The sequence below is a fragment of the Pseudomonas maumuensis genome (assembly GCF_019139675.1).
In the GTDB taxonomy this organism is placed as follows: domain Bacteria; phylum Pseudomonadota; class Gammaproteobacteria; order Pseudomonadales; family Pseudomonadaceae; genus Aquipseudomonas; species Aquipseudomonas maumuensis.
In genome coordinates, this window is the sequence record NZ_CP077077.1 from 2,186,495 (window position 1) to 2,209,458 (window position 22,964).

22 protein-coding genes and 1 pseudogene are annotated in these 22,964 nt (G+C 64.5%); 12 read left to right on the plus strand and 11 right to left on the minus strand.

The window, feature by feature from the left end; translation table 11 throughout:
* From KSS90_RS10060 to surE, 6 genes are read left to right on the plus strand one after another with little or no spacing between them, the layout of a single operon-like run.
* Nucleotides 1-1,044, plus strand: a complete 1,044-nt coding sequence (locus tag KSS90_RS10060; RefSeq protein ID WP_217869238.1) for an AbrB family transcriptional regulator — start codon at nt 1-3, stop codon at nt 1,042-1,044.
* A 27-nt stretch (nt 1,045-1,071) separates the two neighbouring features.
* Complete coding sequence (dmpG, locus tag KSS90_RS10065) at nt 1,072-2,085, plus strand: 4-hydroxy-2-oxovalerate aldolase (protein ID WP_217869239.1); 1,014 nt, start codon at nt 1,072-1,074, stop codon at nt 2,083-2,085.
* A 15-nt stretch (nt 2,086-2,100) separates the two neighbouring features.
* Complete coding sequence (locus KSS90_RS10070) at nt 2,101-2,979, plus strand: acetaldehyde dehydrogenase (acetylating) (protein ID WP_217869240.1); 879 nt, start codon at nt 2,101-2,103, stop codon at nt 2,977-2,979.
* A gap of 23 nt (nt 2,980-3,002) precedes the next feature.
* Entirely contained in the window at nt 3,003-4,190 is a 1,188-nt protein-coding gene (locus tag KSS90_RS10075; protein ID WP_217869241.1) for a pyridoxal phosphate-dependent aminotransferase, read from the plus strand.
* A 48-nt stretch (nt 4,191-4,238) separates the two neighbouring features.
* A complete protein-coding gene (locus KSS90_RS10080) occupies nt 4,239-5,762 on the plus strand; it encodes an FAD/NAD(P)-binding protein (protein ID WP_217869242.1) in 1,524 nt (507 codons plus the stop codon).
* Between the two features lie 48 nt (nt 5,763-5,810).
* Nucleotides 5,811-6,572: a 5'/3'-nucleotidase SurE gene (gene surE / locus KSS90_RS10085; protein ID WP_217869243.1), complete on the plus strand. Its 762-nt coding sequence runs from the start codon at nt 5,811-5,813 to the stop codon at nt 6,570-6,572.
* Nucleotides 6,573-6,593: 21 nt separating this feature from the next.
* Here the strand turns inward: surE and KSS90_RS10090 are convergent, their stop codons facing one another.
* Together KSS90_RS10090 and KSS90_RS10095 are read right to left on the minus strand one after the other, a co-directional pair.
* Nucleotides 6,594-6,995, minus strand: a complete 402-nt coding sequence (locus KSS90_RS10090) for a DUF4440 domain-containing protein (RefSeq protein WP_217869244.1) — start codon at nt 6,993-6,995, stop codon at nt 6,594-6,596.
* Complete coding sequence (locus KSS90_RS10095; protein WP_217869245.1) at nt 6,988-8,343, minus strand: MFS transporter; 1,356 nt, start codon at nt 8,341-8,343, stop codon at nt 6,988-6,990. Before KSS90_RS10095 ends, KSS90_RS10090 begins: the two co-directional genes overlap by 8 nt.
* Nucleotides 8,344-8,432: 89 nt before the next feature.
* Here KSS90_RS10095 and KSS90_RS10100 point away from each other — a divergent pair, with 89 nt between their 5' ends.
* Nucleotides 8,433-9,335 (plus strand): LysR family transcriptional regulator, encoded by a 903-nt coding sequence (locus KSS90_RS10100; RefSeq protein WP_217869246.1) that lies wholly within the window; start codon nt 8,433-8,435, stop codon nt 9,333-9,335.
* A gap of 9 nt (nt 9,336-9,344) precedes the next feature.
* Here the strand turns inward: KSS90_RS10100 and KSS90_RS10105 are convergent, their stop codons facing one another.
* Together KSS90_RS10105 and KSS90_RS10110 are read right to left on the minus strand one after the other, a co-directional pair.
* The gene (locus KSS90_RS10105) at nt 9,345-9,965 is read right to left on the minus strand and encodes a TetR/AcrR family transcriptional regulator (RefSeq protein WP_217869247.1); all 621 of its coding nucleotides are present in this window, start codon (nt 9,963-9,965) and stop codon (nt 9,345-9,347) included.
* Nucleotides 9,966-10,026: 61 nt separating this feature from the next.
* On the minus strand, nt 10,027-10,620 hold the full coding sequence (locus tag KSS90_RS10110; RefSeq protein WP_217869248.1) for a TetR/AcrR family transcriptional regulator: 594 nt from the start codon (nt 10,618-10,620) through the stop codon (nt 10,027-10,029).
* A 108-nt stretch (nt 10,621-10,728) separates the two neighbouring features.
* On the opposite strand from KSS90_RS10110, the gene KSS90_RS10115 reads away from it, so the two are divergent.
* Together KSS90_RS10115 and KSS90_RS10120 are read left to right on the plus strand one after the other, a co-directional pair.
* Nucleotides 10,729-11,799, plus strand: a complete 1,071-nt coding sequence (locus KSS90_RS10115; RefSeq protein ID WP_217869249.1) for a sugar phosphate isomerase/epimerase family protein — start codon at nt 10,729-10,731, stop codon at nt 11,797-11,799.
* A complete protein-coding gene (locus tag KSS90_RS10120) occupies nt 11,796-12,680 on the plus strand; it encodes an alpha/beta fold hydrolase (protein WP_217869250.1) in 885 nt (294 codons plus the stop codon). The genes KSS90_RS10115 and KSS90_RS10120 overlap by 4 nt, the downstream gene beginning before the upstream one ends.
* Here the strand turns inward: KSS90_RS10120 and KSS90_RS10125 are convergent.
* The 5 genes from KSS90_RS10125 to nhaB form a co-directional block, all read right to left on the minus strand.
* On the minus strand, nt 12,670-12,912 hold the full coding sequence (locus KSS90_RS10125; RefSeq protein WP_217869251.1) for a hypothetical protein: 243 nt from the start codon (nt 12,910-12,912) through the stop codon (nt 12,670-12,672). The genes KSS90_RS10120 and KSS90_RS10125 overlap by 11 nt on opposite strands.
* Nucleotides 12,913-13,043: 131 nt before the next feature.
* Nucleotides 13,044-13,745, minus strand: coding sequence for a YoaK family protein (locus KSS90_RS10130; RefSeq protein ID WP_217869252.1), 702 nt, complete (start codon nt 13,743-13,745; stop codon nt 13,044-13,046).
* A 34-nt stretch (nt 13,746-13,779) separates the two neighbouring features.
* On the minus strand, nt 13,780-14,253 hold the full coding sequence (locus KSS90_RS10135; RefSeq protein ID WP_217869253.1) for a GNAT family N-acetyltransferase: 474 nt from the start codon (nt 14,251-14,253) through the stop codon (nt 13,780-13,782).
* A gap of 79 nt (nt 14,254-14,332) precedes the next feature.
* Nucleotides 14,333-14,947 (minus strand): dihydrofolate reductase family protein, encoded by a 615-nt coding sequence (locus tag KSS90_RS10140; protein ID WP_217869254.1) that lies wholly within the window; start codon nt 14,945-14,947, stop codon nt 14,333-14,335.
* 231 nt (nt 14,948-15,178) lie between these two features.
* A complete protein-coding gene (nhaB, locus tag KSS90_RS10145) occupies nt 15,179-16,681 on the minus strand; it encodes a sodium/proton antiporter NhaB (protein WP_217869255.1) in 1,503 nt (500 codons plus the stop codon).
* A 151-nt stretch (nt 16,682-16,832) separates the two neighbouring features.
* Between nhaB and KSS90_RS10150 the strand changes: the two genes are divergently transcribed.
* The 3 genes and pseudogenes from KSS90_RS10150 to KSS90_RS10160 all read left to right on the plus strand — a co-directional run bounded on the left by KSS90_RS10150 (nt 16,833) and on the right by KSS90_RS10160 (nt 19,844).
* Nucleotides 16,833-17,645 carry a crotonase/enoyl-CoA hydratase family protein gene (locus KSS90_RS10150; protein WP_217869256.1) on the plus strand — a complete coding sequence of 271 codons (813 nt, stop codon included), beginning with the start codon at nt 16,833-16,835 and terminating at the stop codon, nt 17,643-17,645.
* A 35-nt stretch (nt 17,646-17,680) separates the two neighbouring features.
* Nucleotides 17,681-18,511 (plus strand): NAD(+) diphosphatase, encoded by an 831-nt coding sequence (nudC, locus tag KSS90_RS10155; protein WP_217869257.1) that lies wholly within the window; start codon nt 17,681-17,683, stop codon nt 18,509-18,511.
* Nucleotides 18,512-18,717: 206 nt separating this feature from the next.
* A pseudogene (locus KSS90_RS10160) lies at nt 18,718-19,844 on the plus strand (IS481 family transposase).
* Between the two features lie 818 nt (nt 19,845-20,662).
* Here KSS90_RS10160 and KSS90_RS10165 read toward each other — a convergent pair.
* Entirely contained in the window at nt 20,663-21,436 is a 774-nt protein-coding gene (locus KSS90_RS10165; protein ID WP_217869258.1) for a TSUP family transporter, read from the minus strand.
* 171 nt (nt 21,437-21,607) lie between these two features.
* Entirely contained in the window at nt 21,608-22,960 is a 1,353-nt protein-coding gene (locus tag KSS90_RS10170; protein ID WP_217869259.1) for a glutamine synthetase family protein, read from the minus strand.
* Nucleotides 22,961-22,964 lie beyond the last annotated feature (4 nt).

Here is a 22,964-nt window from a genome sequence, read left to right on the forward strand (position 1 = left end):
ATGAAACCCTTGATAGAAAGCCTTGTTCCCATTCCCGTAGCGGCCTTCGGCGCCTGGATCGGATTTCTCAGTGGCCTGCCGCTGGGCGAGCTGATCGGCGCCATTTGTGCGGTCACCGCCTTGAGCAAGTGGGGCGTGCGCATGCGCATGCCGTTCCCGTTCGTGGCCACCGTGCAATTGCTGCTGGGCATCAGTGTCGGCTCCACGGTCACTGCTTCGATGATGCACGAGCTCACTGACTTCAGCATTCTGCTCGGGCTGCTGGTGTGCATGACCACACAGATCCTGGTGGGCTACAACTGGCTGCGCCGCATGGAGAAGTGGGGCCATATCGAAAGCCTGCTCAGTGCCATTCCCGGTGCCATGGCGGCGGTAATGACGGTGTCGGGGGAGCAGGGGCCGGCCTCAGGACGCATCGCCTTCGTGCATATCGTCCGGCTGTTGGCGCTGTTGCTGGTGGTGACGCTGATCGCAGGCGGGCATGGCGACAGTGCGGCGCCGGCCACCGGCACCCTGGGCGACTACCTGCGGATCGTCCCGGTGGCGCTGGTCGCGGTTGCCGCCGGCTATCTGCTGGAGCGCTTCGATGTGCCCGCGCCGTACATGCTTACCGGCTTGGTCTGTGCGGCCGCGGTCAACATCGGCATGCCTTCGGTCAACCTGCATGTGCCCGACCCGGTGGCGATGGTGGCGTTGATCCTGCTGGGCGGCTTGATCGGCATCCGCTTGCGCGACATCACCCTGGGCGACGTACTGCGATACGTGCGTGCAGGCCTGGTGGTGACCACGCTGACCTTCTGCACCACCGTGCTGGTAGCCGCGCTCGCCGCCCAACTCACCGGCAAACCCTTCCTGGCGCTGTTCATGTCCTGGGTGCCGGGCGGGGTCGAGGTCATGACTGCGGCAGCCCTGTTGCTCAAACTCGATCCGGCCTTCGTCATGCTCAACCACGTGGTGCGCATGTCGATCATTCATATCTCCCCGGCATTCCTGCCCAAGCGGCTGCTCCAGCCCGAACCGGTTACCGACACACCGCGCAACTGAACCTTCGATCACAAGGACTCGATCTCGATGACCGCTGCAATCGCCATTCATGATCCGACCCTGCGCGACGGCAACCATGCCGTCTCCCATTCGTTGAGCCTGGAGGACATCGCCGCCTATTGCCGTGCAGTCGACGGCTGCGGCCTGAGCGTGGTCGAGGTGGGCCACGGTAACGGCCTGGGGGCATCCTCCCTGCAACTGGGCCTGGCCCGCCACGCCGACACCGAGATGCTCGAGACCGCACGCGCCAACCTCAGCCGCACGCGCCTGGGCATCCACATGATTCCAGGCTTCGCCAGGCTCGGCGATATCGATACCGCGCTGCGGATCGGTGTCGAGGTGTTGCGTATCGCCTCCCATTGCACCGAGGCGAGCGTGACCGAAAGCTATATCGAGCATGCCCGTGCCAATGGCGCCTATGTGCATGGCGTACTGATGATGTGCCACATGGCCAGCCCCGAGCGCTTGCTCGAGGAGGCGACGAAACAACAGGGCTATGGTGCCAACGCCATCGTGCTGATGGATTCGGCGGGGCACCTCGATCCGGACAGCACCCGTGAGCGCATTGCCTTGCTCAGCAACGAGCTGTCGATTCCGCTGGGCTTCCATGGCCACAACAACCTGGGCCTGGCCATCGCCAACTCGCTGGCCGCGGTCCAGGCCGGGGCGACCATCGTCGACGGTTGCATGCGTGGCTTCGGCGCCGGTGCCGGCAACACCCAACTGGAGACCCTGTGCGCTGTGCTTGAACGCTACCGCTTCGGCACCGGCGTGGACATCTTCGCCTTGTGTCGCGCCATCGAGCAGTTGGAGAGCATCGCCCCGGTCAGCACCGCCACGGTCGTCAAGACCGCCAACCTGATCAGCGGCCTGTACGGTGTGTGCAGCGGGTTCGAGAAACATGTCGCGCGCGCCGCCAGTGAGTTCGGCGTCGAACCGCGGCGAATCTATGAAGCCCTGGCCCAGTGCAATGCCGTAGCCGGCCAGGAAGACCTGATCATCTCGGTGGCCAGCCGCCTTTCGCAACCTTCCGTTGCCTGACTCTGGAGTGCGTTCATGTCCCTGAAAACCGCCATCATCGGCAGCGGCAACATTGGCTGCGACATCCTGTGCAAGGTCCTGGCACACCCGGACCTGGACTGCACGCTGGTCGCCGGACGCTCCCCACACTCCGCGGGCCTTGCCTTCGCCCGTGAGCGCGGGGTCGCCATCACCGCCGACGGTATCGACGGTCTGTTCGCCCGAATCGGCGAGTTCGACCTGGTGTTCGACGCCACCTCGGCCGCCGACCATGAGCACCATGCGCCGCGCCTGATCGAGGCCGGCAAGGTGATCATCAACCTCACCCCGGCGGCCCTGGGCCAATTGTGCGTGCCTTCGCTCAACGGCCTGGAGCTGACCGGAGCGAGCAACGTCAACATGATCACTTGTGGTGGCCAGGCCTCGATCCCGTTGGCCGCCGCCATCGCCCGGGCCAACCCGGGGGTGCGCTACATCGAGGTGGTGTCGTCGATCAGCGCCGAAAGCGCGGGGCCGGCCACCCGACGCAACCTGAGCAACTACATCACCACCACCGAACAGGCGCTGCGACGTTTCACCGGCTGCGAGCAGGTCAAGGCGATCCTCAACATCAACCCGGCCAAGCCCAATGTCTACATGCAGACGGCGGTGTCGGCTCTCATCGCCCAGGCCGACCTGGCCGCCACCCGCCGCGAGGTGGAGCGGGCCGTGGCGCTGGTACGCGAGGCCGTGCCCGGCTACGAGGTGATCGTCGACCTGCACTACAGCGAAGGTCGCCTGTTCACCATGGTGCGGGTCGAGGGGGCGGGCGACTACCTCGATCCGAGTGCCGGCAATCTCGACATCATCACCGCGACGGCCACCCATATGGCCGCGCTCATGGCGCGTGGCCGCATGGCCGTGCGCGCCGCCTGAAACGGACTTCTGGAGAATCCTGCATGCCTTCGCTTTCACCAGACCTGGAATTCGCTCGATTCTGTCCGATCCTCGGGGTGGCCCAGAAGGTCAGGGAAACCCCGCAGCCGGTCATCGACCTGGGGGTCGGCGTACCGGGTTTCCTGCCGGCGCCACACATCGTCGAGGCGGCGGTGCGCGCGGCCCACGAGGACACCGGTGGCTATGGCGCCAGCCGTGGTGACCCGGCATTGCTCAAGGCCTACCTGGGCTACCTGCGACGCCTGGGCCATGCGCATTTCGACGAAAGCAATCTGGTCGCCGGCCTCGGCGCCAAGCACCTGTTGTTCAGCGTGCTGCGGGCGATCATCCAGCCGGGAGACAAACTGCTGGTGTCGACTCCGTGCTGGCCGACCTATTTCGATATCGCCGAGCTGGTCGGGGCCGGTGTCGTCGATGTGCACTGCACCGCGCAGAGCGGTTACAAGATGTCTGCCCGGGCGCTCGAGCAGGCTCTGGACGACCAAGTGCGGGTGGTGCTGTTGAATTCACCCGGCAATCCTACGGGCGCCGTGTATTCGACCGAGGAACTCGAAGGCCTGGCACAGGTGCTGCGCCGGCATGATGTCTGGATCATCTGCGATGACGTCTATCAGCGCTTCGTCTACGGCATGGACAGCTGTCCCGACCTGCTGACGGTGGCGCCTGACCTTGCCGGGCGCATCATCAAGATCGACAGCGTTTCCAAGCTGTATGGCATGCCGGGGTGGCGGGTCGGCCTGTTGGCGGCGGATCGGCGCATCGCCGATGCGGTCACCACGCTCAACTCCAACTCGATCTCCAACCTGCCGGCCCCCGCGGCGGCAGCGGCCACAGCGGCGCTGGAGGGCGACCAGGCGTTCTCCATTGCTGCTCGACAGCGCCTTGCGGGGCAGCGCCAGGCCTTGCTCGAAGTGCTGCGTGGCGCGCCGTTGCTGAGCTTTTGCGAGCCCGCCGGGGCGTTCTACCTGTTTCTCGATATCGGCCAGGCGCTGGGCCGGTCGTTCCGGGGAACAACAATCGACGATGACGAGTCGTTCTGCGACGTCCTGCTCCGGGACTTTGGTGTTGCCCTGATTCCCGGAAGCTTCTTCGGCGCAGCAGGGCACGCACGGTTGTCCTACTCCGGCGAGCTCGGCAAGGTCCTGGCGGGTGCCGAGCGCATCCGGGCATTCCTCGGTGAGCTCGCCTGAGGTCGGGGCGGGATCTGTAAGCAGGGAAGCATTTCTGGAGAGGGACGCATGATGATGAGAAACACCTTTGCAATCGTCGGCTGCGGCGCGACGGCCATCGCTTTCCTGCAACGCCATCTGGATCGTGTGGCCGCCGGCAGCGCGCCGGCCGGCGTCATCCACCTGTTCGAAAAACGGGATGATTTCGGCCGCGGCGCGGCCTACGAGGCCGACCTGGAGAGCAACCTGCTCAACACCAGGACCGGCCTCATCACGCCATACCCGCATCTGCCAGGGCATTTCCTGCAGTGGTTGCAGCAGAGCCCGCAGGCCTGGCGCCGCGCGTACCCCGATTTTCGTCCCGAGGCGGACGGTTTCGCGCCTCGGGCCCTGTTCGGCATCTACTTGCAGCATCAGCTCAAGCAGATCGTGCTGCGCGGTGCGACCCTGGGCTGCCAACTGGTGCAATTGCATGCGGAGGTGTGCGCGATCGACCTGATCGATGGCGTGGAGACCCTGCGTACCCGCTGCGGCCTCAGCCTGCCGACCGGCAAGGTCGTGCTGTGCTGTGGCCCGTTGGGCAAGAAGCCGGAATCGTCTGGCGACCCACGGATTGTGGACACACCGTATCCGGTTTCCCGTCTGCTGCGCGTGGTGGCGCCCCACGAGCGGGTGGCGGTGGTCGGCGCGCGGCTGAGCGCCATCGACACCGTCATTGCGCTGATCGAGCGGGGGCATCGAGGCCCCATCCGCATGCATTCGCGCAGTGGCTACTTTCCCGTGGTGCGGGGCACCCAGGAGCCGGTCACGCTGCGTTACCTGACCCGCGAAGGCCTCCAGGCGCTGGTGGCGCAGAACGGCCGTCTGCAGATCAGCGACCTGGTCGGCCTGTTCCGCAAGGAGCTGGCTTTCCAGGAGCCGGGCAAGGCCAGCGCGGTCATCCCCATGCCCGCGCCGCCGGCCGATATCGCCGCTTTCATCGAGGGTGAGCTCGAGCATGCCCGTTCACCACGGACCTGGCAGGCGATCCTCTATGCCACCAACGCTTTCGTCGAGGACATCTGGCAGGCACTGGACGACGCCGCGCAGGCGCGCTTCCTGCGTGAGTACTTCAGCTTCTTCATGGCCTATCGGGTTTCCATCCCGGCGCAGAATGCACGCAAGATCCTCAGCTACCTGCGCAGTGGCCAGCTGGAGTTCGTCGCCGGTCCGTTCGCCGCAGCGCAGCGCGGCGACGACGGGCTGGTCCTGCAAGGCAGCGGTTGGCGCCATGTCTACGACCGGCTGATCCATGCCATCGGTTCTCCGCGCGACGCCGACCTGCTCGACTCGCCGTTGCTGGCTACCTTGCTCGACAATGGCACGGTCACCCGCCATCCACAGGGGGGAATCTGCATCGATCCGACGACTTATCGCGTGCAGGGCCGGACCGGCAGCTCCCGGCAGATCCATGCGGTGGGCGAACTGACAGTCGGCCAGTTCTTCTTCACCTCCGCGCTGGAGATCAATGGCCGCCACGCCGCCAGCTGTGCCGATGGGCTCGACTGGAAGCACGGCGTGCGCGCGGTCGGGCGTGTGGAGGAGCATGTCTGAGCTATCGTTGCCGGGGCACCTTTGACCGGCAACTTCACAGGATGAACCATGACCTACCGATTCGAACGCATTCTGCTGACCAACGACGATGGCATCGACGCACCCGGCCTGGCCGTGCTGGAACAGGTGGCGGCACGGCTGGCCAGGGAGGTGTGGGTGGTGGCTCCACACCGCGACCAGAGCGGCACCTCGCACTCGCTGAGCCTGCACGCGCCGCTGCGGGTGAGCAGTCATGGCGAGCGGCGCTTCGCCGTCACCGGCACGCCGGGCGACTGCGTGGCGCTGGCGCTGGGGCACCTGCTCAAGGACGCAAGGCCCGACCTGGTGCTATCCGGTATCAATCGTGGCGCGAACCTGGGCACTGAAACAGTGTTCTCCGGAACGGTCGGCGCGGCGATGACCGGGTTGCTGCTGGGAGTGCGCTCGATCGCCCTGAGCCAGGCCTACAGCGACCGCGAAGCGGTGCCTTGGAACATCGGGCTGAACCTGGCGCCCGAGGTGATTCTCGCTGTGCTGGACATGCCATGGCCGGCCGATGCCTGCCTCAACGTCAACTTCCCTGACTGTGCCCTGGAGGCCGTCCGGCCGTTGAAGGTGACGCGCCAGGGCCTCGGGCCGTTGAACAGCATATCGGTGCGTACCGAGGTGGACCCGCGGCACTTCGAGTATCACTGGCTGCAGCTGAACAATCACCGTACCGAGGATGAGCCCGGCAGCGAAATGGCGGAACTGGCGCGTGGCCATGTCACGGTGACACCGTTGCAGTTCGAGCGCACCCATGGTGCTGTGGAGCAGTCCTTGTCTGGTTGATCGGCGCAGGTGCGCAATCGCTTAGGCAATAGTGGTTTCATGCAGGCAGCGCCACACCACCCCGCGGTCACTGCATTCGAGTAATGCCAGCGACCAGCGCGCCTGCGCCATGCCCTGCGAATGGTGGGTTTCCTTGTAGCGCACCGCCACATTCACCCCGGCCTGCCACACCACTTGCACATCGTCGACGGTGATCAGCAGACCAGGCCTTGTCCCGGCAGCCTCCTTGAACAATCGCTCGACCTGCTGGCGGGTCACCTGCGTGCCTGTCGTGCCAACCATGCTGAAATCGTCGGCGAACACCGCCATCAGCCCGCCGAGCACCGATTGGGTCTCGGCCACCGGGCGGGTGAATACCATCTGGATCAGTTCGTGGACGTGATGAATGCTGCGTTCGGCGCGGGCAATCGCGTGTTCAGGCATGGGCGTGGTTCTCCTTGGGCAGTGTGTTGAGTGACAGTAACGGCGCCAGCCCCAGCAGCGCGGCCAGGGCGAAGGTCAGGTGATAGGCTGCGGGCGGACTCAGGCCCACCAGCAACAGGTTGAAGATCATCAGCAGCAAGGCGGCGCCGACGCTGAAGGCCATCTGTCGATTGAGGTTCCACAGCACGCTGGCCTGCTGCATCCGCTCGCCGCTGAAGTCGAGCAGCGCGGTGGTCTGGGCGGTATTGGCGCCGATGCCGCCGCCGATGCCCATGAGGCCGTAGGCCGCCATCAGTACGGCGTTGTCCGTCGGGGCGTCGACCATGACCAGCAGGCAGATACCCAGGCTGTGCAGGAGCATGCCGAGCAGCAACAGGCGGGCGGCACCGACGCGGTTGTACAGGCGGCCGGCCAGCAGCATGGCGGCGAAGGCCCCGGCGGCGTAGAGCAGCATGAACAGGCCGGTGGCCTGGGCGCTCAGTTGCAGCACATCCTGCAGATAGAAGATGTTCAATAGGTTGACCCCGGTGAACACCCCGGGGATCGCATGGTAGACCTGCATCGAGACTCGCAGGCGCGGGCTGGTGAGCAGCTTCAGCTCGACGATGCCTGCCGCCGCGCGCTGGTAGTGGGCGCGGTACAGCAGGGCGCAGGACCCACCCGCCAGCAGGCAGGCGATGGCCAGCAGGGCGCCATGTCCGGCACCATACAGCGACAGGCCCAGCAGCAGGCAGGCGAGGGCGGCGCTGACCAGCAGCAATCCCTTGAAATCCGGGCGCGGCGCTGCCGGGCCCGGTGTCTGGTCAAGCCAGGCCCAGGCCAGTGCCGCCGTCAGCAGGGCCAGCGGAATGTTGCTGTGGAAGACCCACGGCCAGCGGCCATGGTCGACGATCATCCCGCCAAGGGTGGGTGACAGCGCCGGCGCCAGCAGCGCCACGGCCATCACCAGGGTGGACACGCGGGCGCGCTCCGGGCCGTGGAAGCGCTCGAAGGTCAGCGCCTGCCCCACGGGGATCAGCAAGCCACCGGCCATGCCCTGGGCCAGGCGCCAGGCAATCAACGCGGCGAAACTCTGCGCCTCGCCGCAGCCCCACACTGCCACGCTGAACGCCAGCATGGCGGTGCTCAACAGCCGTCGCGCGCCCCAGCGATTGGCCAGCCAGGTACTCACCGGCACGGCCAGGGTCAGCCCGAGCATGTAGGCGTTGCCAACCCACGCGCTGCTGGCGTTGCCAATGGCGAACTCGGCGGCGATCCGCGGCAACGCCACGGTCGGCATGAACAGGTTGATGCAGTCGATGAAGAACCCCATCAGGAAGATCGTTGCCACGCGATACCGGTACGCCATTGCCACTCCTTTTCGGTGCGCAGACTAGGTGCGTGGACTGGCCCTGTCGATGTCGCTACCCTTGAAACTCTGTTTGATGGAAATGAACAATGCTGCGCACGGCCCTCCACACCCAGCTCAACCGGGTGCAGACGTTTCTGGCGGTGGTCGACTTCGGCTCCTTCACCAAGGCGGCGGACTTTCTCGGCATCAGCAAGGCCATGGCCAGCCAGCACGTCAAGGCACTGGAGCAGGCCCTGGGGGTGACGCTGCTGGCGCGCAGCACCCGCGCCATCGCGCCGACCGAAACCGGCCAGGGTTTCTACGATGATTTCAAGGTGATCGTCAGCGATGTCGAAGGCGCCTTCGACAGTGTGCTGCGCCGGCACAACGGCCTAGCGGGCAAGCTGCGCATCAGCACCACCGGGGAGTACGGCGAGCGTTTCATCCTGCCGCTGATCCCGCTGTTCGCCGAGCGTTACCCGGCGTTGTCGATCAGCTACGACACCGATTCCTCGCTCAGCGACCTGATTGCCGAGCGGCTCGATCTGGTGGTGCGCCTTGGCGCGTTGCCGGACTCGAACCTACGCAGTCGCCAGCTGGCCGAGTACGACATTGTGCTGGTGGCTGCCCCGGCCTTTCTTGCCCGCCATGCCATCGAACGGCCCGAGGAACTGGCGGACACACCCTGGATTGCCAACAGCAACCTGCAGAGCCCGACCGCATGGACCTTGCACAGTGCGCAGGCGGGGAGTGCAAGCGTTGCCGGCCGTGCTGCGTACCAGTCCAATGCGTCCCATGCCATCCGGGCGATGGCCTGTGCCGGGTTGGGCGTGGCGGTGCTGCCGGCCTGGCTGGTCGAGCAGGACCTGGCCGATGGCACATTGCGTCGGGTGCTGCCAGGCTACAGCCTGCCGAGGCAGCCGATCAGCGTGGTGTACCCGAACAGCAGCCATGTGCCGCACAAGACCCGGGTGTTCATCGACTTCCTATGCGAGCACCTGGGCCACTGAGGGCGCGGCTCACGGCTCCAGGCCGATGCCACGCAGGATGACGCCGGTCACGGTCTGTACCGCTTGCTCGAACGCCATGTCCGACAGCGCTTCACCGTCATTGAGCAGGGTGACCTGGAAACCGAAGTCGGCGTAGTGCTGGGTCGCCGCCCAGATCATGTACAGCAGCGCCGACGGCTCCACCGGCAGGATGCGTCCGTCCTCGACCCAACTGCGGATCTTCGCTTGCTTGAGCTGTGCCCAGGGCACCAGTATTTCGTCCAGGCTGGGTGCGAGCAGCGGGGCGCCATGGAGCATTTCCTCGGCCCAGATCTTCGAGCCCAGGGGCCGTGAGCGCGAATGGCCCATCTTGGCGCGGATGTAGCTGGTCAGTACCACCCGCGGGTCGTCGAAGTGCTCGAAGCACAAGGCATCCTGCTTCCAGACATCCAGCAGGTCCTGCAGCACGGCGCGGTACAGGTCGTCCTTGGTGCTGAAGTAGTAATGCAGGTTGGAGCGCGGCAACTGCGCCCGTTCGGCGATATCGCCCATGGAGGTGGCGGCGTAGCCCTTGTCGGCGAACACCTGCTCGGCGGCTTGCAGGATCTTTTCGACGTTGCGCCGGCGGATTTCGATCTTGTGGTTGGCCATGGGCTGTCCGTGGTGACCTGAACAGTGCAAGGCTAACAGCTTTGCCTGGGCGACGATAAGGTCAAGGTTGCCTGTTCGGAAGCAGGGCCAGTGCCTGGCGGCTGGCGCCGCGCAGGTCCTCGCCCGGCACGCCATCGCGGGCTTGCACGGAGATGCCGTGGAGAAAGGTGGCATAGAAGTGGCCGAGAGCCTCGACCTGCGTCTCGGCTGGCAACTGCCCCTGGTCACGGGCTTCGCGCAGGCGGCTGATGATCGACTCGGTACGCTGCCGGCGGTGCCCGGCCAACCATTGCTGGACCCCCAGGTTGTCCGGCGCCACGCCGCTGGCGGCGCTGACCACCAGGCAGCCGCGGGGTTCGTCGACGCGGGTGTAGGTGCTGATGGCGGCCTCGAGCATCAGCGCCAGGGCCTGGTGGATATCTGGCAGTGCCAGGGCGCGGTCGGCGAAACCGCCCTCGGCCGATTCATACAGAGCTACGGCCTCCTCGAACAGCTGCTGCTTGCTGCCAAAGGCCGCGTAGATGCGCGCGGAAGCGATGCCCAGGGTGGAAACCAGGGCCGACATCGAAGTGCCCTCGTAGCCATGCTCCCAGAACAGCCGCATCGCCTTGCGCAGCGCCTGTTGCTTGTCGAATTCCCGAGGTCGCCCTGCCATCGCTCGCCTGCCTGATTACGTCAAACGCGCATTCTAGCCAATTTGCGATTGACGGGTAGCGCCATTCGATCCTATTGTTTGTCGATCAACAAACAATGAGGTGACATCATGCGAACACTCAAAGGCCCTAGTCTTCACCTCGCGCAGTTCAGCAGTGATACGCCGCCGTTCGACAGCCTGGACAGCATTGCCGACTGGGCGGGGCGGCTGGGCTTCAAGGGGCTGCAGATCCCGGCCTGGGACGCCCGGTTGTTCGACCTGGAACTGGCCGCGCAGAGCACGGGGTACTGCGATGAAATCAAGGGGCGGCTGGCCGAGCGCGGCTTGCAGGTCAGCGAGCTGACCACCCACATGATCGGCCAACTGGTCGCGGTCCATCCCGCGTACGACTCGATGTGCGATGCCTTCGCCCCGGCCGCGCTGGCCGGACGGCCGGCAGAACGCACCGCCTGGGCGATCGAGCAGATGACACTGGCGGCTCGGGCCAGCCGCAACCTGGGCCTTGAGGACATGGGGACCTTTTCTGGCGCGCTGGCCTGGCCCTACCTGTTCCCGTTCCCGCAGCGTCCCCAGGGCCTGGTCGAGGCTGCCTTCGAAGAGCTGGCGCGGCGTTGGCGGCCGATACTCGACTGCTGTGACGAACAGGGCGTCAACCTGTGCTTCGAGATCCACCCTGCCGAGGACCTGCACGACGGCACCAGCTTCGAGCGTTTCCATGCCCTGGTGGGTGAGCACGTGCGTTGCCGCATTCTCTTCGACCCCAGCCATTTTGTGCTGCAGCAACTCGACTACCTGGCCTATCTGGATCTCTATCACCCATTGATCCGCATGTTTCACGTCAAGGACGCCGAGTTCAATCCGAGCGGTCGGCAGGGCGTGTATGGCGGCTACAGCGACTGGACCGAACGTGCCGGACGCTTCCGTTCGCTGGGTGACGGGCAAGTGGACTTCAAGGCCATCTTCTCGCGGCTGGCGCAGTACGACTTCGCGGGGTGGGCAACCCTGGAATGGGAATGCTGCCTGAAGCATCAGGAGGATGGTGCCCGTGAAGGCGTCGAGTTCATCAACCGCCATATCATCCGGGTCACGGACCAGGTGTTCGACGATTTCGCCGGCGCACCGATCGACGCCCATCAGATCCAGCGCATGCTGGGCATCGACACGGGGGCTCGGGTATGAACCTGGCCGTCGAGTCTTTGGCTGACGCCTTCGAGCATGTCTATGTGCAGGTACAGGGACAGCGCATCCACTGTGTCGTGGCCGGTGCCGGCGAGCCGGTGCTGCTGGTGCCGGGCTGGCCGCAGACCTGGTACGCCTGGCGCCATGTGCTGCCGATCCTGGCCGCGCGCGGGTTCCGTGCCATCGCCATCGATCCGCCGGGCCTGGGGGACTCGGACCGCCCCGAGCAGGGCTACGACACCGGTAACGTCGCCGGTGTGCTGCACGCTGCGATGACCCATCTGGGGCATGAGCGCTATCACCTGGTCGGTCACGATGTGGGCATGTGGGTGGCCTATGCCCTGGCCAGTGATCGACCACAGGCGGTGCGTTCGTTGACGGTGGCCGAAGCGGTGATCCCCGGGCTTGCCGAGGCGCCGTCGATCTTCGTGGCGCCGCAGGACAACATCTTCCTCTGGCACTTCCTGTTCAACCAGGTGCGCGATCTGCCGGAGTTCCTGATCGCCGGGCGCGAGGAGGGCTACCTCAACTTCATGTTCGACCGCTGGGCGATCCATCGGCATGCGGTGGCGGCGGATGTCTATATCCGTGCCTACGCCTCGCCGGGCGGGATGCGGGCGGGCTTCGCCTATTACCGGGCGATCCCCGAGACCATCAGGCAGAACCGCGAGCGCGCCAGGCGTGCGCTGCCCATGCCGGTGCTGGCGATCGGTGCCGAGCACGCCACGGGCGATGCGCCGCTGCGAACGCTGCAGGGGCATGCCGATTCGGTGCGCGGGGTGATCCTGCCAGGTTGCGGGCACTTCGTCATGGAGGAAGCGCCGGTGTCGTTCAACGAGCACCTGTTGGCGTTCCTGGAGGAGGTCGAGGTCAACCGCTGATCGCGGTCGTGGCCCTGGCTGCGTCGGTCACGGCTTGCTGGTGATCGGCGCGCACCACGGCCAGTTTGCGCCGTTCGTACTCTTCCTGGCTCAGGCCCTGGCGTTGCAATGCCTCGAGTTGCAGCTGACGGGCTTCCTCGGCGCTGTAGGGGCGTAGCTCAGGATGGCTGGCGCAACCGCTCAGCACGGCGATGGCCAAGGCTGCGAGGAGGAGGCGGGCGGTGGTGTTCATCGGGATGATTCCGTGGGCCTGTCAAAGCGATGAACTGAGGTTATTGGCCACGGTGGCATGATGGAAATCGCTGTGCTCGATAGTGATTATCGACGCCTGCGCGCCTGCCGTTCAAAGCAGGTTCGAGGCCCTCAGCGCGGCATGTAACCCAGTTGCCAGGCTCGCGGAATGAACAGCGTCACCAGCGCCAGCACGCAGGCCAGGGCGCAACTGGCCGCCAGCGCCTGCAAGCCCAGCCGTTGCTGCAGCCAAGCCCCGAGCGCGGCACCTAGCAGCATGCCGCTCCAGGGCACCAGCTGTACCCGCCAGCCGTGACGCCGCTCACCCAGCAACCAACGTCCCAGGCCACGGCCGAAACGCGACAGCGCGCCGGTGACGTAGGTCAGGCCGATCGGCAGGCCGTTCACCTGTTCGACCACGGCATTGAGCATGCCCATGGCCAGGGTGGCCGCGATCAGCGCGGGGAATGTGCTGGGCGCAGGCCACGCCGCGGCAAACGCCAGCAGGCTGGCGACGATCAGCAGCAAGGGCGCGGCGCGGCGGCGCAAGCGGCGGGCCAGCAATACGCCCAGGGTATTGCCCAGCACGAAACTGAGGATCGCCAGGGCCAGGCGTAGCATCAGCGAAAAGTCCGCCTGGCTGATGGCCACCGCCAGGCGCGTGGTGTTGCCGCTCATGAATGACACGAAGTCGCCCAGCGCCAGCAGGCCGATGGCGTCGGTCATGCCGGCCAGCACCGACAATCCGGCCACCAGCCCCAGGCCGACCCGCCCACGCAGGGCCTGCAAGCGGGCCCGACGGGCACTTTGCTGGGAGGTGGCGGTGGGCAGCATGGTGCGAGTCTCCGGGGTGCAGGGGGCCCTGATCTTATACCCCGACCAGCACCTTGCGCATGGGGATGCAGGACAGTTCGAGGCCGAATGGGGATTGGTAGACCGACAGCGCATCGCCGGCGTAGCCGCAGCGGCGATAGAAAGCTGCGGCGTTCAAGGTCGAGTCCAGGTTGACCGCCTCCAGACCTTCGGCCCTGGCGATGCCTTCGAGGTGTTCGACCATCGCCCGGGCGATGCCACGGCCCATGAACGCCGGCAGCACGAACAGGGCGCCCAGTTCACCGCTGTGCAGGTCGAGCATGCCGGTGGCGACGATCGTGTCGCCGATGCAGGCGAGGTGGAAATGCTCGGCGACCAGGGCCGCGTAGCCTTCGGTGAACGGTACGTCGGCCCAGGCCTGGGCCAGGGCAGTATCGTAGGTTTCGGTGCATTGCCACAGGATCGCCTGTCGGCGGATGGCGTACGTGTCCAACGCGTCGTGACGGCTGGCGCGGCGTATTTCGAGCATGGGTTCCCTCCCGGTTGAGCCTGGATGATAACAAGGCGCCGGGGCAAACGAACGCAGGCCTCGCCAGCGCTATGACTGGTCAGAACGATCCCGTTTGCACCTCGCCGCTGCGCACGTAGTGGGCCAACAATACGCCCTTGGGCGTGCTGCTCGACTCCACCAGTGTGAAGGCCGCGGCCTGGGCATCGTCACCGAACAGGCGCTTGCCACGCCCAAGCAGCAAGGGGTGGATCAGCAACCGCAGTTCATCCACCAGGCCGGCCGCCAGCAGTTGGCGTACCAGTTCGCCGCTGCCTTGGGTCAGCAGCGCCGGGCCATCCTTTTGTTTGAGGGCGCGGACAGCGTCCGGCACGTCAGCGCCCAACGGGTGACTGTTTTGCCAGTCGATGGATTCGGGATGGTGCGTGGCGACATGCTTGGCCACGCCATTGAACAGGTCGGCCAAGGGCCGGTCCGGCGCCTCGGGCCCGACCTTTGGCCAGAACCCGGCGAAGATATCGTAGGTGCGCCGCCCCAGCAGCAGTTCGAACGGTTGGCTGAACAAGGTCTGCATGGCCTGGCCGAAGGCCTCGTCGGCCAGGGGCGGGATCCAGCCACCATGGGTGAAGCCGCCGCTGGTGTCTTCCTCCGGCCCACCGGGGGCCTGCATGACGCCATCGAGGGTGACGAAGGCGGCGACGATGAGCTTGCGCATGGGGTGAACCTCCTCGTGGATGTGCTGGATAGTCGAACGGGGGTGGCGAGAATCGACAGCAGTGCTGAACGATAGTCAGGGTTCGACAGATGGGGGCACGGGAGGAGAGAAAGCAGGTGCGGGATACGCGGTCATCTGTAGGAGCGGCTTCAGCCGCGATGCAGGCACCACGGTATCTGGCACCCGCTTTGCGGGTGATCGCGGCTGAAGCCGCTCCTACAGATGGTCCGGTTACAGCCAGTAGGTCACCGCCCACCAGCCCAGGCTGCCCATGACCACGGTATAGGGCAGCGCCATCCACACCATGCGTCCATACGACAGGCGAATCAGCGGCGCGATCGCCGAGGTCAGCAGGAACAGGAACGCCGCCTGGCCATTGGGCGTGGCCACGCTGGGCAGGTTGGTGCCGGTGTTGATCGCCACCGCCAGGGTCTCGAAGTGCTCGCGGCTCATCGCGCCATTGACGAACGCCTGCTTGACCTCGGTGATGTAGATGGTGGCGACGAACACGTTGTCGCTGATCGCCGAGAGCAGCCCATTGGCCAGGTACAACATGCCCGGCTGCTGCTCGCTGGGCAGCGCCAGCACCCAGGCGATCAGCGGGCTGAACAGCTGCTGCTGGTGGATCACCGCGACCACGGCGAAGAACACCACCAGCAGCGCGGTGAACGGCATGGCGTCCTGGAACGCGCGGCCCAGGCGGTGCTCGTCGGTGATGCCGGTAAAGGCGGTGATCAACACGATGACCAGCAGGCCGATCAGGCCGACCTCGGCGATGTGCAGCCCCAGGCAGACGATCAGGATCAGCGCGGCCAGGCCCTGGACCACCAGCGCCACCCGTTGTGTCTGGGTGCGCGCGGCATCGTCCTCGGCGGCGTAGGTGGCCAGTACCTGGCGCACGCGCTCGGGCATCAGCGTGCCGTAGCCGAACAGCCGCAGCTTCTCCAGCAGCACGCAGGTCACCAGGCCTGCCGCCAGTACCGGCATCGACACCGGCGCGACCTTGAGGAAGAAGTCGGCGAAATGCCAGCCCATTTCATGGCCGATCAGCAGGTTCTGTGGCTCGCCCACCAGGGTGCAGACCCCGCCCAATGCCGTGCCTACCGCACCATGCATCAACAGGCTGCGCAGGAAGGCGCGGAACTGCTCGAGGTCTTCGCGGTGCAACTGTTCGACCTGATGGTCGCTGTCCAGCGCCGACTCCTCCCGCGGATTGGCGCCCGAGGCGACCCGGTGGTAGACGGCATAGAAGCCCACCGCGGCGCTGATGATCACAGCGGTCACGGTCAGGGCATCGAGGAACGCCGAGAGAAACGCCGACAACACGCAGAACAGCAGGCTCAGCACCGCCTTGGAGCGCACGCCGAGCAGGATCCGCGAGAACAGGAACAGCAGCAGCTCCTTCATGAAATGGATGCCGGCGACCATGAACATCAGCAGCAGGATCACCGGGAAGTTGTGCTGCAACTCCTCGTACAGGGCTTCGGGCGTAGTCATGCGCAACAGCAGCGCCTCGACCAACAGCAGGCCGCCGGGCATCAGCGGGTAGCACTTGAGCGCCATCCCTAAGGTGAAGATGAACTGGATCACCAGCACCCAGCCGGTGACCACCGGGCCGAGGGTCGCCAGCAGCAATGGGTTTAGGAGCAGGAACAGGCAGATGACGGCCTTGTACCAACGCGGCGACTGGCCCAGGAAGCTGTGGGCGAGGGCGCCGGTCAGGGAACGGGACATGAATTTGTATCCTTTTGATTCAGCAGTGCCGCACGGTGCCGCATCACGTCACGAGGTGCAAGTCATCCAGTCCGGCTTTTGGCACATGCATCGCCTTATGGGTGCGCTAAGATCCGCCGTTGTGAATCCTTTCCCCACAGGAGTGCCGTCCGTGACCGAATACACCGCGTTCAAGGTCGAACTGACCGACCACATCGCCCACGTGCAGATCAACCGCCCGGAGAAGATCAACGCGATGAACGCCGCCTTCTGGGAGGAGCTGGTCGCGATCTTCCAGTGGATCGACGACACCGACACGGTGCGGGTGGTGGTACTCAGCGGCGCTGGCAAGCATTTCTCCTCCGGCATCGACCTGATGATGCTGGCCGCGTTGGCCCAGCAGCTGGGCAAGGATGTTGGCCGCAACGCCCGGGTGATGCGCCGCACCATCCTGCGCCTGCAGGGCTCGTTCAACGCTGTGGACAACTGCCGCAAGCCGGTGCTGGCGGCGATCCAGGGCTACTGCATCGGTGGCGCCATCGACCTGGTCTCGGCCTGCGACATGCGCTACTGCGCCAGCGATGCGCAGTTCTCGATCAAGGAGATCGACATGGGCATGGCCGCCGATGTCGGCACCCTGCAACGTTTGCCGCGTATCATCGGTGACGGCATCATGCGCGAGCTGGCCTACACCGGCCGTATGGTCGATGCCCAGGAGGCGCTGCGCATCGGCCTGGTCAACCGCGTCTATGATGACCAGGCGGCACTGCTCGACGGGGTCTTTGCCATTGCCCGCGAGATTGCCGCAAAATCACCGATCGCCGTGGCCGGCACCAAGGAAATGATCAGCTACATGCGCGACCATCGCATCGACGATGGCCTGGAGTACATCGCCACCTGGAACGCCGCCATGCTGCAGTCCGAAGACCTGCGCGTGGCCATGGCCGCGCACATGAGCAAACAGCAACCGACGTTCGCCGACTGACTGACAGTGGCGGGCGCCATCTAGGAACCCGAACCATGTCAGCACGCTGGACAACCGCAGTACTCGACCCGCAGACCACCGGGGGGCTGGCCGTCGCCCGCAGCCCGGACGGGTTCCTGATGGACGCCAACGGCGCGCTGTTCCCCCGTGACTGGCTCAAGCGCCAGGGCCTGGATGTGTTGTGTGAACATGGCATCGGTCACCTGGACGGCGAGCCGGTGTTCCTGCTGGAGCTGCGCAGTGCCAGCGAAGTGCCGGGTTGCGGCTGGCAGGGGCTGCGGCGGTTCATGCTCGAAGGCGACTTCGATACGTACAAAGTGCTCGGGTACGCCGCGCAGATCGGGACCTGGGCTCGCGAGCACCGGTTCTGCGGCAGCTGTGGTCAGCCGATGACGCAGATCCACTGGGAGCGGGCGATGTACTGCCAGCCGTGCGACCTACGCAGTTACCCGCGGATTTCGCCGAGCATGATCGTGCTGATTACTCGCGGCGACGAGGTGCTTTTGGCCCGTTCGCCACGCTTTGTCACCGGGGTCTACAGCACCCTGGCCGGGTTCGCCGAGCCGGGGGAGTCGGCCGAGGACTGCCTGGTGCGCGAGGTGCGTGAGGAGGTGGCGGTCGAGGTGAAGAACATTCAGTACGTGGGGAGCCAGTGCTGGCCGTTTCCACATTCGATGATGCTCGGGTTTCATGCTGAGTACGCTGGGGGGGAGATTGTCATGCAGGCGGATGAGATCGAGGATGCTCAGTGGTTCAATGTGCATGAGTTGCCGCCTTTGCCGGCGGGGCGGTCGATTGCGCGGTATTTGATTGATTTGTATGTGGCGCGGCGGTTGGGGATGCCTGAGCCGGTTTTGCCTGCCTGATATCTGGTTTCTGGTTTCTGGTTTTAGTTGGGTTGGTTGGTTTTGGAAGTTGTATGCGCATTCATTTGCGATGGTGACGCTTACTCACCTTTCCGCCCTTACGGCGGGTCCCTTTTTGAAGGATTGTATGGACCGGACACATGGTGGACACGTGTGCGGAGACATGGTTGACACTTTTCGGCAAGCAATCTGCCGGGAATACGACCATGCCTTGGAACGCGAGAGATGCCATGAGCTTAAGAGAAGAGTTCGTTAGCCTGGCCAATCACCCGGGCGCCAATATGAGGGAGCTATGCCGCCGGTTCGGCATTAGCCCTCAGACGGGTTACAAATGGCTCAATCGATTTCGACAGGAGGGCTTGCTCGGCTTGAAGGAGCGCTCTCGAAAGCCAGCCGTCAGCCCTCGCAAGACTCAGCCTGGGCTAGAAGAGGAAGTGATTGCCATCCGTAAGGAGCACTCCACGTGGGGTGGCCGAAAGATCAGTCACCTGCTTGATCAGCGCATCTGTGCCAGTACCGTAACCAATGTCCTGCATCGGCATGGATTGATCACCGCGGAGGCCTCCGAGGCGGCTAAACCATGGACACGCTTTGAGCGCGAAGCCCCGAATGATCTGTGGCAGATCGATTTTAAAGGTTTCTTCCAAACGGCTCAGGGACCTTGTTATCCGCTGACGCTGATTGATGACCACTCACGCTTTAACCTTGTGATACAGGCCTGCACACATCAGCGCACAGGGTTGGTCATGGAGCACCTGACCGATCTGTTCAGCCGGTATGGACTGCCCGTGCAGATCAACGCGGATAATGGCTCGCCCTGGGGGCGCCAAGAAATCCCGGAGAACTCACACCGCTAGGTATCTGGCTGGTTCGTCTGGGAATTCGACTGACTTTCAGCAGGCCAGGCCACCCACAAACCAATGGCAAGGATGAGCGATTCCACCGGACGCTCAAGGCCGAGGTACTAACCGGGCGCAGTTTTCGGGATCTGCGAGAAGCGCAAGAAGCTTTCGACCTCTGGCGGGGCATTTACAACTACAAGCGTCCTCATCAGCAGTTGGGCTACAAAGTACCGGCAGATCGCTACCAGATGAGCAGGCGGGCTTTCCCAAGCCGTCTACCGCCCGTTGAATACGGTCCCGATGATATTTTGGTGAAACCCTACAGCAGTCAGTTCCGCTTCAAGAAACGCTCATTTCGGATAGCCAAGGCGCTAGCAGGCTATGTGTTGGCGCTCCGCCGCAGCGATCAAGGGCCTGACCATTTTGATGTTTACTTCTGCCAGCACAAGCTGCGAACCATCGACTTCAACAACCCCGACGGTAAGCGATAATGTGTCCACCATGTCCCCGCACATGTGTCAGCGATGTCTCAAGTCCATACAAAGGATCAAAAAGGAACCAAAAAATCCTCGCTCCATTCATCCGGCCCTCCGCTTCGCTCCGGGTCCCCTCACTCCGGCCTTGCTCCCGGGAGGACCGCGCTGAACGCCCCATCCTGGGGCGCAGCGCTTGACGGGCATCCATGCCCGTCACCTCCCTCCGCAAGACCTCCGTTCGGCCTCCTGAAGTCGCGAAGTTACGGGCGGCGCCTGCACTAACGCAGCTAGTCGCTAGTTGCCATTGTGGGAACTCTAGATCAACACCGCGGGGCAAGCCCGCTCCCACCAAAGTTTGACTACGTGATTCAACGTGGGAGCGGGCTTGCCCCGCGATGGCGTAATGAAAAACAACATAACATCCACTAAAAAACCACAAGTTCTGCTCTTGATCTGCTCTTGATCTGCTCTTGATCTGCTCTTGATCTGCTCTTGATCTTGCTTCTAAGTGCGCGATAGTCCAGGCGCCACCAATTGCGACTTCAGGAGGCCGAGCGGAGTTCTTGCGTAGTGGGGCGACGGCCATGGATGGCCGTCGAGCGCTGCGCCCCAGGATGGGGCGTTCAGCGCGGTACCCACGGGAGCAAGAACGGAGCGAGGGAACCCCGGAGCGCAGCGTAGGGGCCGTATGAATGGAGCCAGCGGTTTTTGCCTACTTTTGCCCAAGAGCAAAAGTAGGTCGCCGTAAAGGCGAAAAGGTGACTAGATGTCGACACATTTCAAGAATATGTATGCAAAAATAAAAACAATCGATCCAAATCCAAATCCAGCCCTTACCCAAACCAATGCTGCCAAGCCAACCGCACAGTCAACGCCAGCACCACAGTAATAAACACCGGCCGAATGAACTTGCTACCCCCACTGATCGCCGTCCGCGCCCCGAAAAACGCCCCGACCATCACCGACACCCCCATGCACAACCCAACGATGTAATCCACCTGCCCTGAAATGACAAACACCGTCAGCGCCGCAATGTTGCTGACAAAGTTCATGCTGCGCGCCACACCACTGGCCCGAACCAGGTCGATGGGATAGAGCAGCAACGTGCTCACGGTCCAGAAGGCACCGGTACCCGGCCCGGCAACGCCGTCGTAGAACCCCAGGGTGAAGCCCTGCGGAAACTGCCACTTTCTTTTGATCGGCGCGTCGGCGTCCACCGGCGCCTTTGGCGTGCCACCGAACAACAGGTAGACACCGCAGGCGAACACCACCACCGGCAGCATCTTGTTCAGCCACTCGGCCGGCATGTAGTGAGCTACCACCGCACCGATCAACGCGCCCACCAGGGTGCCGACGATCGCCAGGCGCCACTGCCCCGGGTGGAACAGCTTGCGCCGGTAATAGGTGATGCTGGCCGTGGCGGCGCCAAAGGTAGAGCTGAGCTTGTTGGTGCCCAGCACCAGGTGTGGCGGCATGCCGGCGGTGAGCAGTGCTGGGGTGGTCAGCAGGCCGCCTCCGCCGGCGATGGCGTCGATGAAGCCGGCGACGAAGGCGACCAGGGCGAGAATCAGCAGAGTGAGCGGTTCTACGGTGAGTTCGAAAGGCATGAGGGCACGGGCAGGCTGGGCGACGGGGTGCGGCAAAAGGCCGCGCTAGAGGTGGTGCATGGTAATACCCCGTGGTCGCTGTTACCAGTTCTGGCCTCATCGCCGGCAAGCCGGCTCCCACAGGTATCGCGCTCCATCTGTGGGGCTCGGCAACGATGAGTCCGGTGAGGCTTACAGGAACCAGCGATACTCTCGCGCACTGACCTCATTGAGAAACGCCAGATGGTCCTGGCGCTTGTTCTCGCAATAGACCATCACGAACTCCGCGCCCAATCCCTCGTTGACCGCCGGATGCCCACGCATCGCTGCCACCGCGCCGAGCATGTCCTTGGGAAAATCGATCCCGCTGCCACGGTCCTCGTTCAACGGCGCGATGGGCTCCTGTGCGGCATCCAGCCCGTGCTCCATACCGCACAGGATCGCCGCCAGTACCAGATACGGATTGGCATCCGCCCCGGCCAGTCGATGCTCGATCCGCAGGTTGCGTGCATCCGACTCCGGGATACGGATACAGGCGTCGCGATCCTCGAAGCCCCAGCTCGCGCGGCTGGCGGCGTTGACCATGGCCCCATAGCGACGAAACGCATTGTGGTTGGCGGCGAAGATCGGCATGCAATGCGGCAGCAGCGCCAGGCAACCGGCCACGGCGTGGCGCAGCGGCCGCTGGTTATCGGCAGACAACAGGTTGTTGCCCGCCGGGTCGTAAAGGCTGACATGCACATGCATGCCGCTGCCCGGCGCGTGCAGATAGGGTTTGCTCATGAACGAGGCGCGCAGCCCGTGCTTGAGCGCCACGCCTCGGGTGCTGCGGCAGAACAGCGCCGCCCAGTCGGCGGCGCGCAGGCCATCGTCGCAATGGCCGAAGTTGATCTCGAACTGGCCGGGGCCCAGTTCCGCGGTGATGACATTGGCGTCCACCCCTTGGGCGTTGGCAGTCTCGACCATTTCGCGCAGCACATCGGAAAACCGCGACAGGCGCTCGATATGCATGTTCGGCTGGTCGTCGGCATCACCACTGGCCGGGTCGCGGGGGAACTGCGGCAGGCCCTCCTTCAGCGTCTTGTCGAACAGGTAGAACTCCAGTTCGAACGCCACCACCGGGCGGATGCCTCGGCGTTCGAGGCGCTGCAGGACGCGGGCCAGCACCTCGCGGGGCTCGAACTCAATGGGCGCCGCAGTGCCGTCCGAGGTGATCAGCATCTGCCCCAGCGGCTCTCGCTCCCAGCTCACCGGCTTGAGCGTGCCGGGCACCAGGCGGCGCGGGGCGTCCGGGTCGCCGTCGTTGAAGCAGTAGTCGCCGATCGGGAACAGCCCGCCCTGCACGCCGAGCAGTACGCAGTTCTGCGGCAGCTTGAGCGGGCTGCCGGCGGCGACTTTTTCCAGCATGTCGATGGGGTAGCGCTTGCCGTAGAAATGCCCGGGGATATCCAGGCTGAGCAGGTCGACATAGCGCACATCGGGGTGTCGGGCGCGGAAGGCGCGCACTTCGCTGAGCAGATCGGGGAAGCCTGTTGTACTTGTCATTGGC

Excerpts from the sequence above, each read along its gene's own strand:
- KSS90_RS10060 (WP_217869238.1), top strand. The coding sequence starts at position 1 with ATGAAACCCTTGATAGAAAGCCTTGTTCCCATTCCCGTAGCGGCCTTC.
- dmpG (WP_217869239.1), top strand. The coding sequence starts at position 1,072 with ATGACCGCTGCAATCGCCATTCATGATCCGACCCTGCGCGACGGCAAC.
- KSS90_RS10070 (WP_217869240.1), top strand. The coding sequence starts at position 2,101 with ATGTCCCTGAAAACCGCCATCATCGGCAGCGGCAACATTGGCTGCGAC.
- KSS90_RS10075 (WP_217869241.1), top strand. The coding sequence starts at position 3,003 with ATGCCTTCGCTTTCACCAGACCTGGAATTCGCTCGATTCTGTCCGATC.
- KSS90_RS10080 (WP_217869242.1), top strand. The coding sequence starts at position 4,239 with ATGATGATGAGAAACACCTTTGCAATCGTCGGCTGCGGCGCGACGGCC.
- surE (WP_217869243.1), top strand. The coding sequence starts at position 5,811 with ATGACCTACCGATTCGAACGCATTCTGCTGACCAACGACGATGGCATC.
- KSS90_RS10090 (WP_217869244.1), bottom strand. The coding sequence starts at position 6,995 with ATGCCTGAACACGCGATTGCCCGCGCCGAACGCAGCATTCATCACGTC.
- KSS90_RS10095 (WP_217869245.1), bottom strand. The coding sequence starts at position 8,343 with ATGGCGTACCGGTATCGCGTGGCAACGATCTTCCTGATGGGGTTCTTC.
- KSS90_RS10100 (WP_217869246.1), top strand. The coding sequence starts at position 8,433 with ATGCTGCGCACGGCCCTCCACACCCAGCTCAACCGGGTGCAGACGTTT.
- KSS90_RS10105 (WP_217869247.1), bottom strand. The coding sequence starts at position 9,965 with ATGGCCAACCACAAGATCGAAATCCGCCGGCGCAACGTCGAAAAGATC.
- KSS90_RS10110 (WP_217869248.1), bottom strand. The coding sequence starts at position 10,620 with ATGGCAGGGCGACCTCGGGAATTCGACAAGCAACAGGCGCTGCGCAAG.
- KSS90_RS10115 (WP_217869249.1), top strand. The coding sequence starts at position 10,729 with ATGCGAACACTCAAAGGCCCTAGTCTTCACCTCGCGCAGTTCAGCAGT.
- KSS90_RS10120 (WP_217869250.1), top strand. The coding sequence starts at position 11,796 with ATGAACCTGGCCGTCGAGTCTTTGGCTGACGCCTTCGAGCATGTCTAT.
- KSS90_RS10125 (WP_217869251.1), bottom strand. The coding sequence starts at position 12,912 with ATGAACACCACCGCCCGCCTCCTCCTCGCAGCCTTGGCCATCGCCGTG.
- KSS90_RS10130 (WP_217869252.1), bottom strand. The coding sequence starts at position 13,745 with ATGCTGCCCACCGCCACCTCCCAGCAAAGTGCCCGTCGGGCCCGCTTG.
- KSS90_RS10135 (WP_217869253.1), bottom strand. The coding sequence starts at position 14,253 with ATGCTCGAAATACGCCGCGCCAGCCGTCACGACGCGTTGGACACGTAC.
- KSS90_RS10140 (WP_217869254.1), bottom strand. The coding sequence starts at position 14,947 with ATGCGCAAGCTCATCGTCGCCGCCTTCGTCACCCTCGATGGCGTCATG.
- nhaB (WP_217869255.1), bottom strand. The coding sequence starts at position 16,681 with ATGTCCCGTTCCCTGACCGGCGCCCTCGCCCACAGCTTCCTGGGCCAG.
- nudC (WP_217869257.1), top strand. The coding sequence starts at position 17,681 with ATGTCAGCACGCTGGACAACCGCAGTACTCGACCCGCAGACCACCGGG.
- KSS90_RS10165 (WP_217869258.1), bottom strand. The coding sequence starts at position 21,436 with ATGCCTTTCGAACTCACCGTAGAACCGCTCACTCTGCTGATTCTCGCC.
- KSS90_RS10170 (WP_217869259.1), bottom strand. The coding sequence starts at position 22,960 with ATGACAAGTACAACAGGCTTCCCCGATCTGCTCAGCGAAGTGCGCGCC.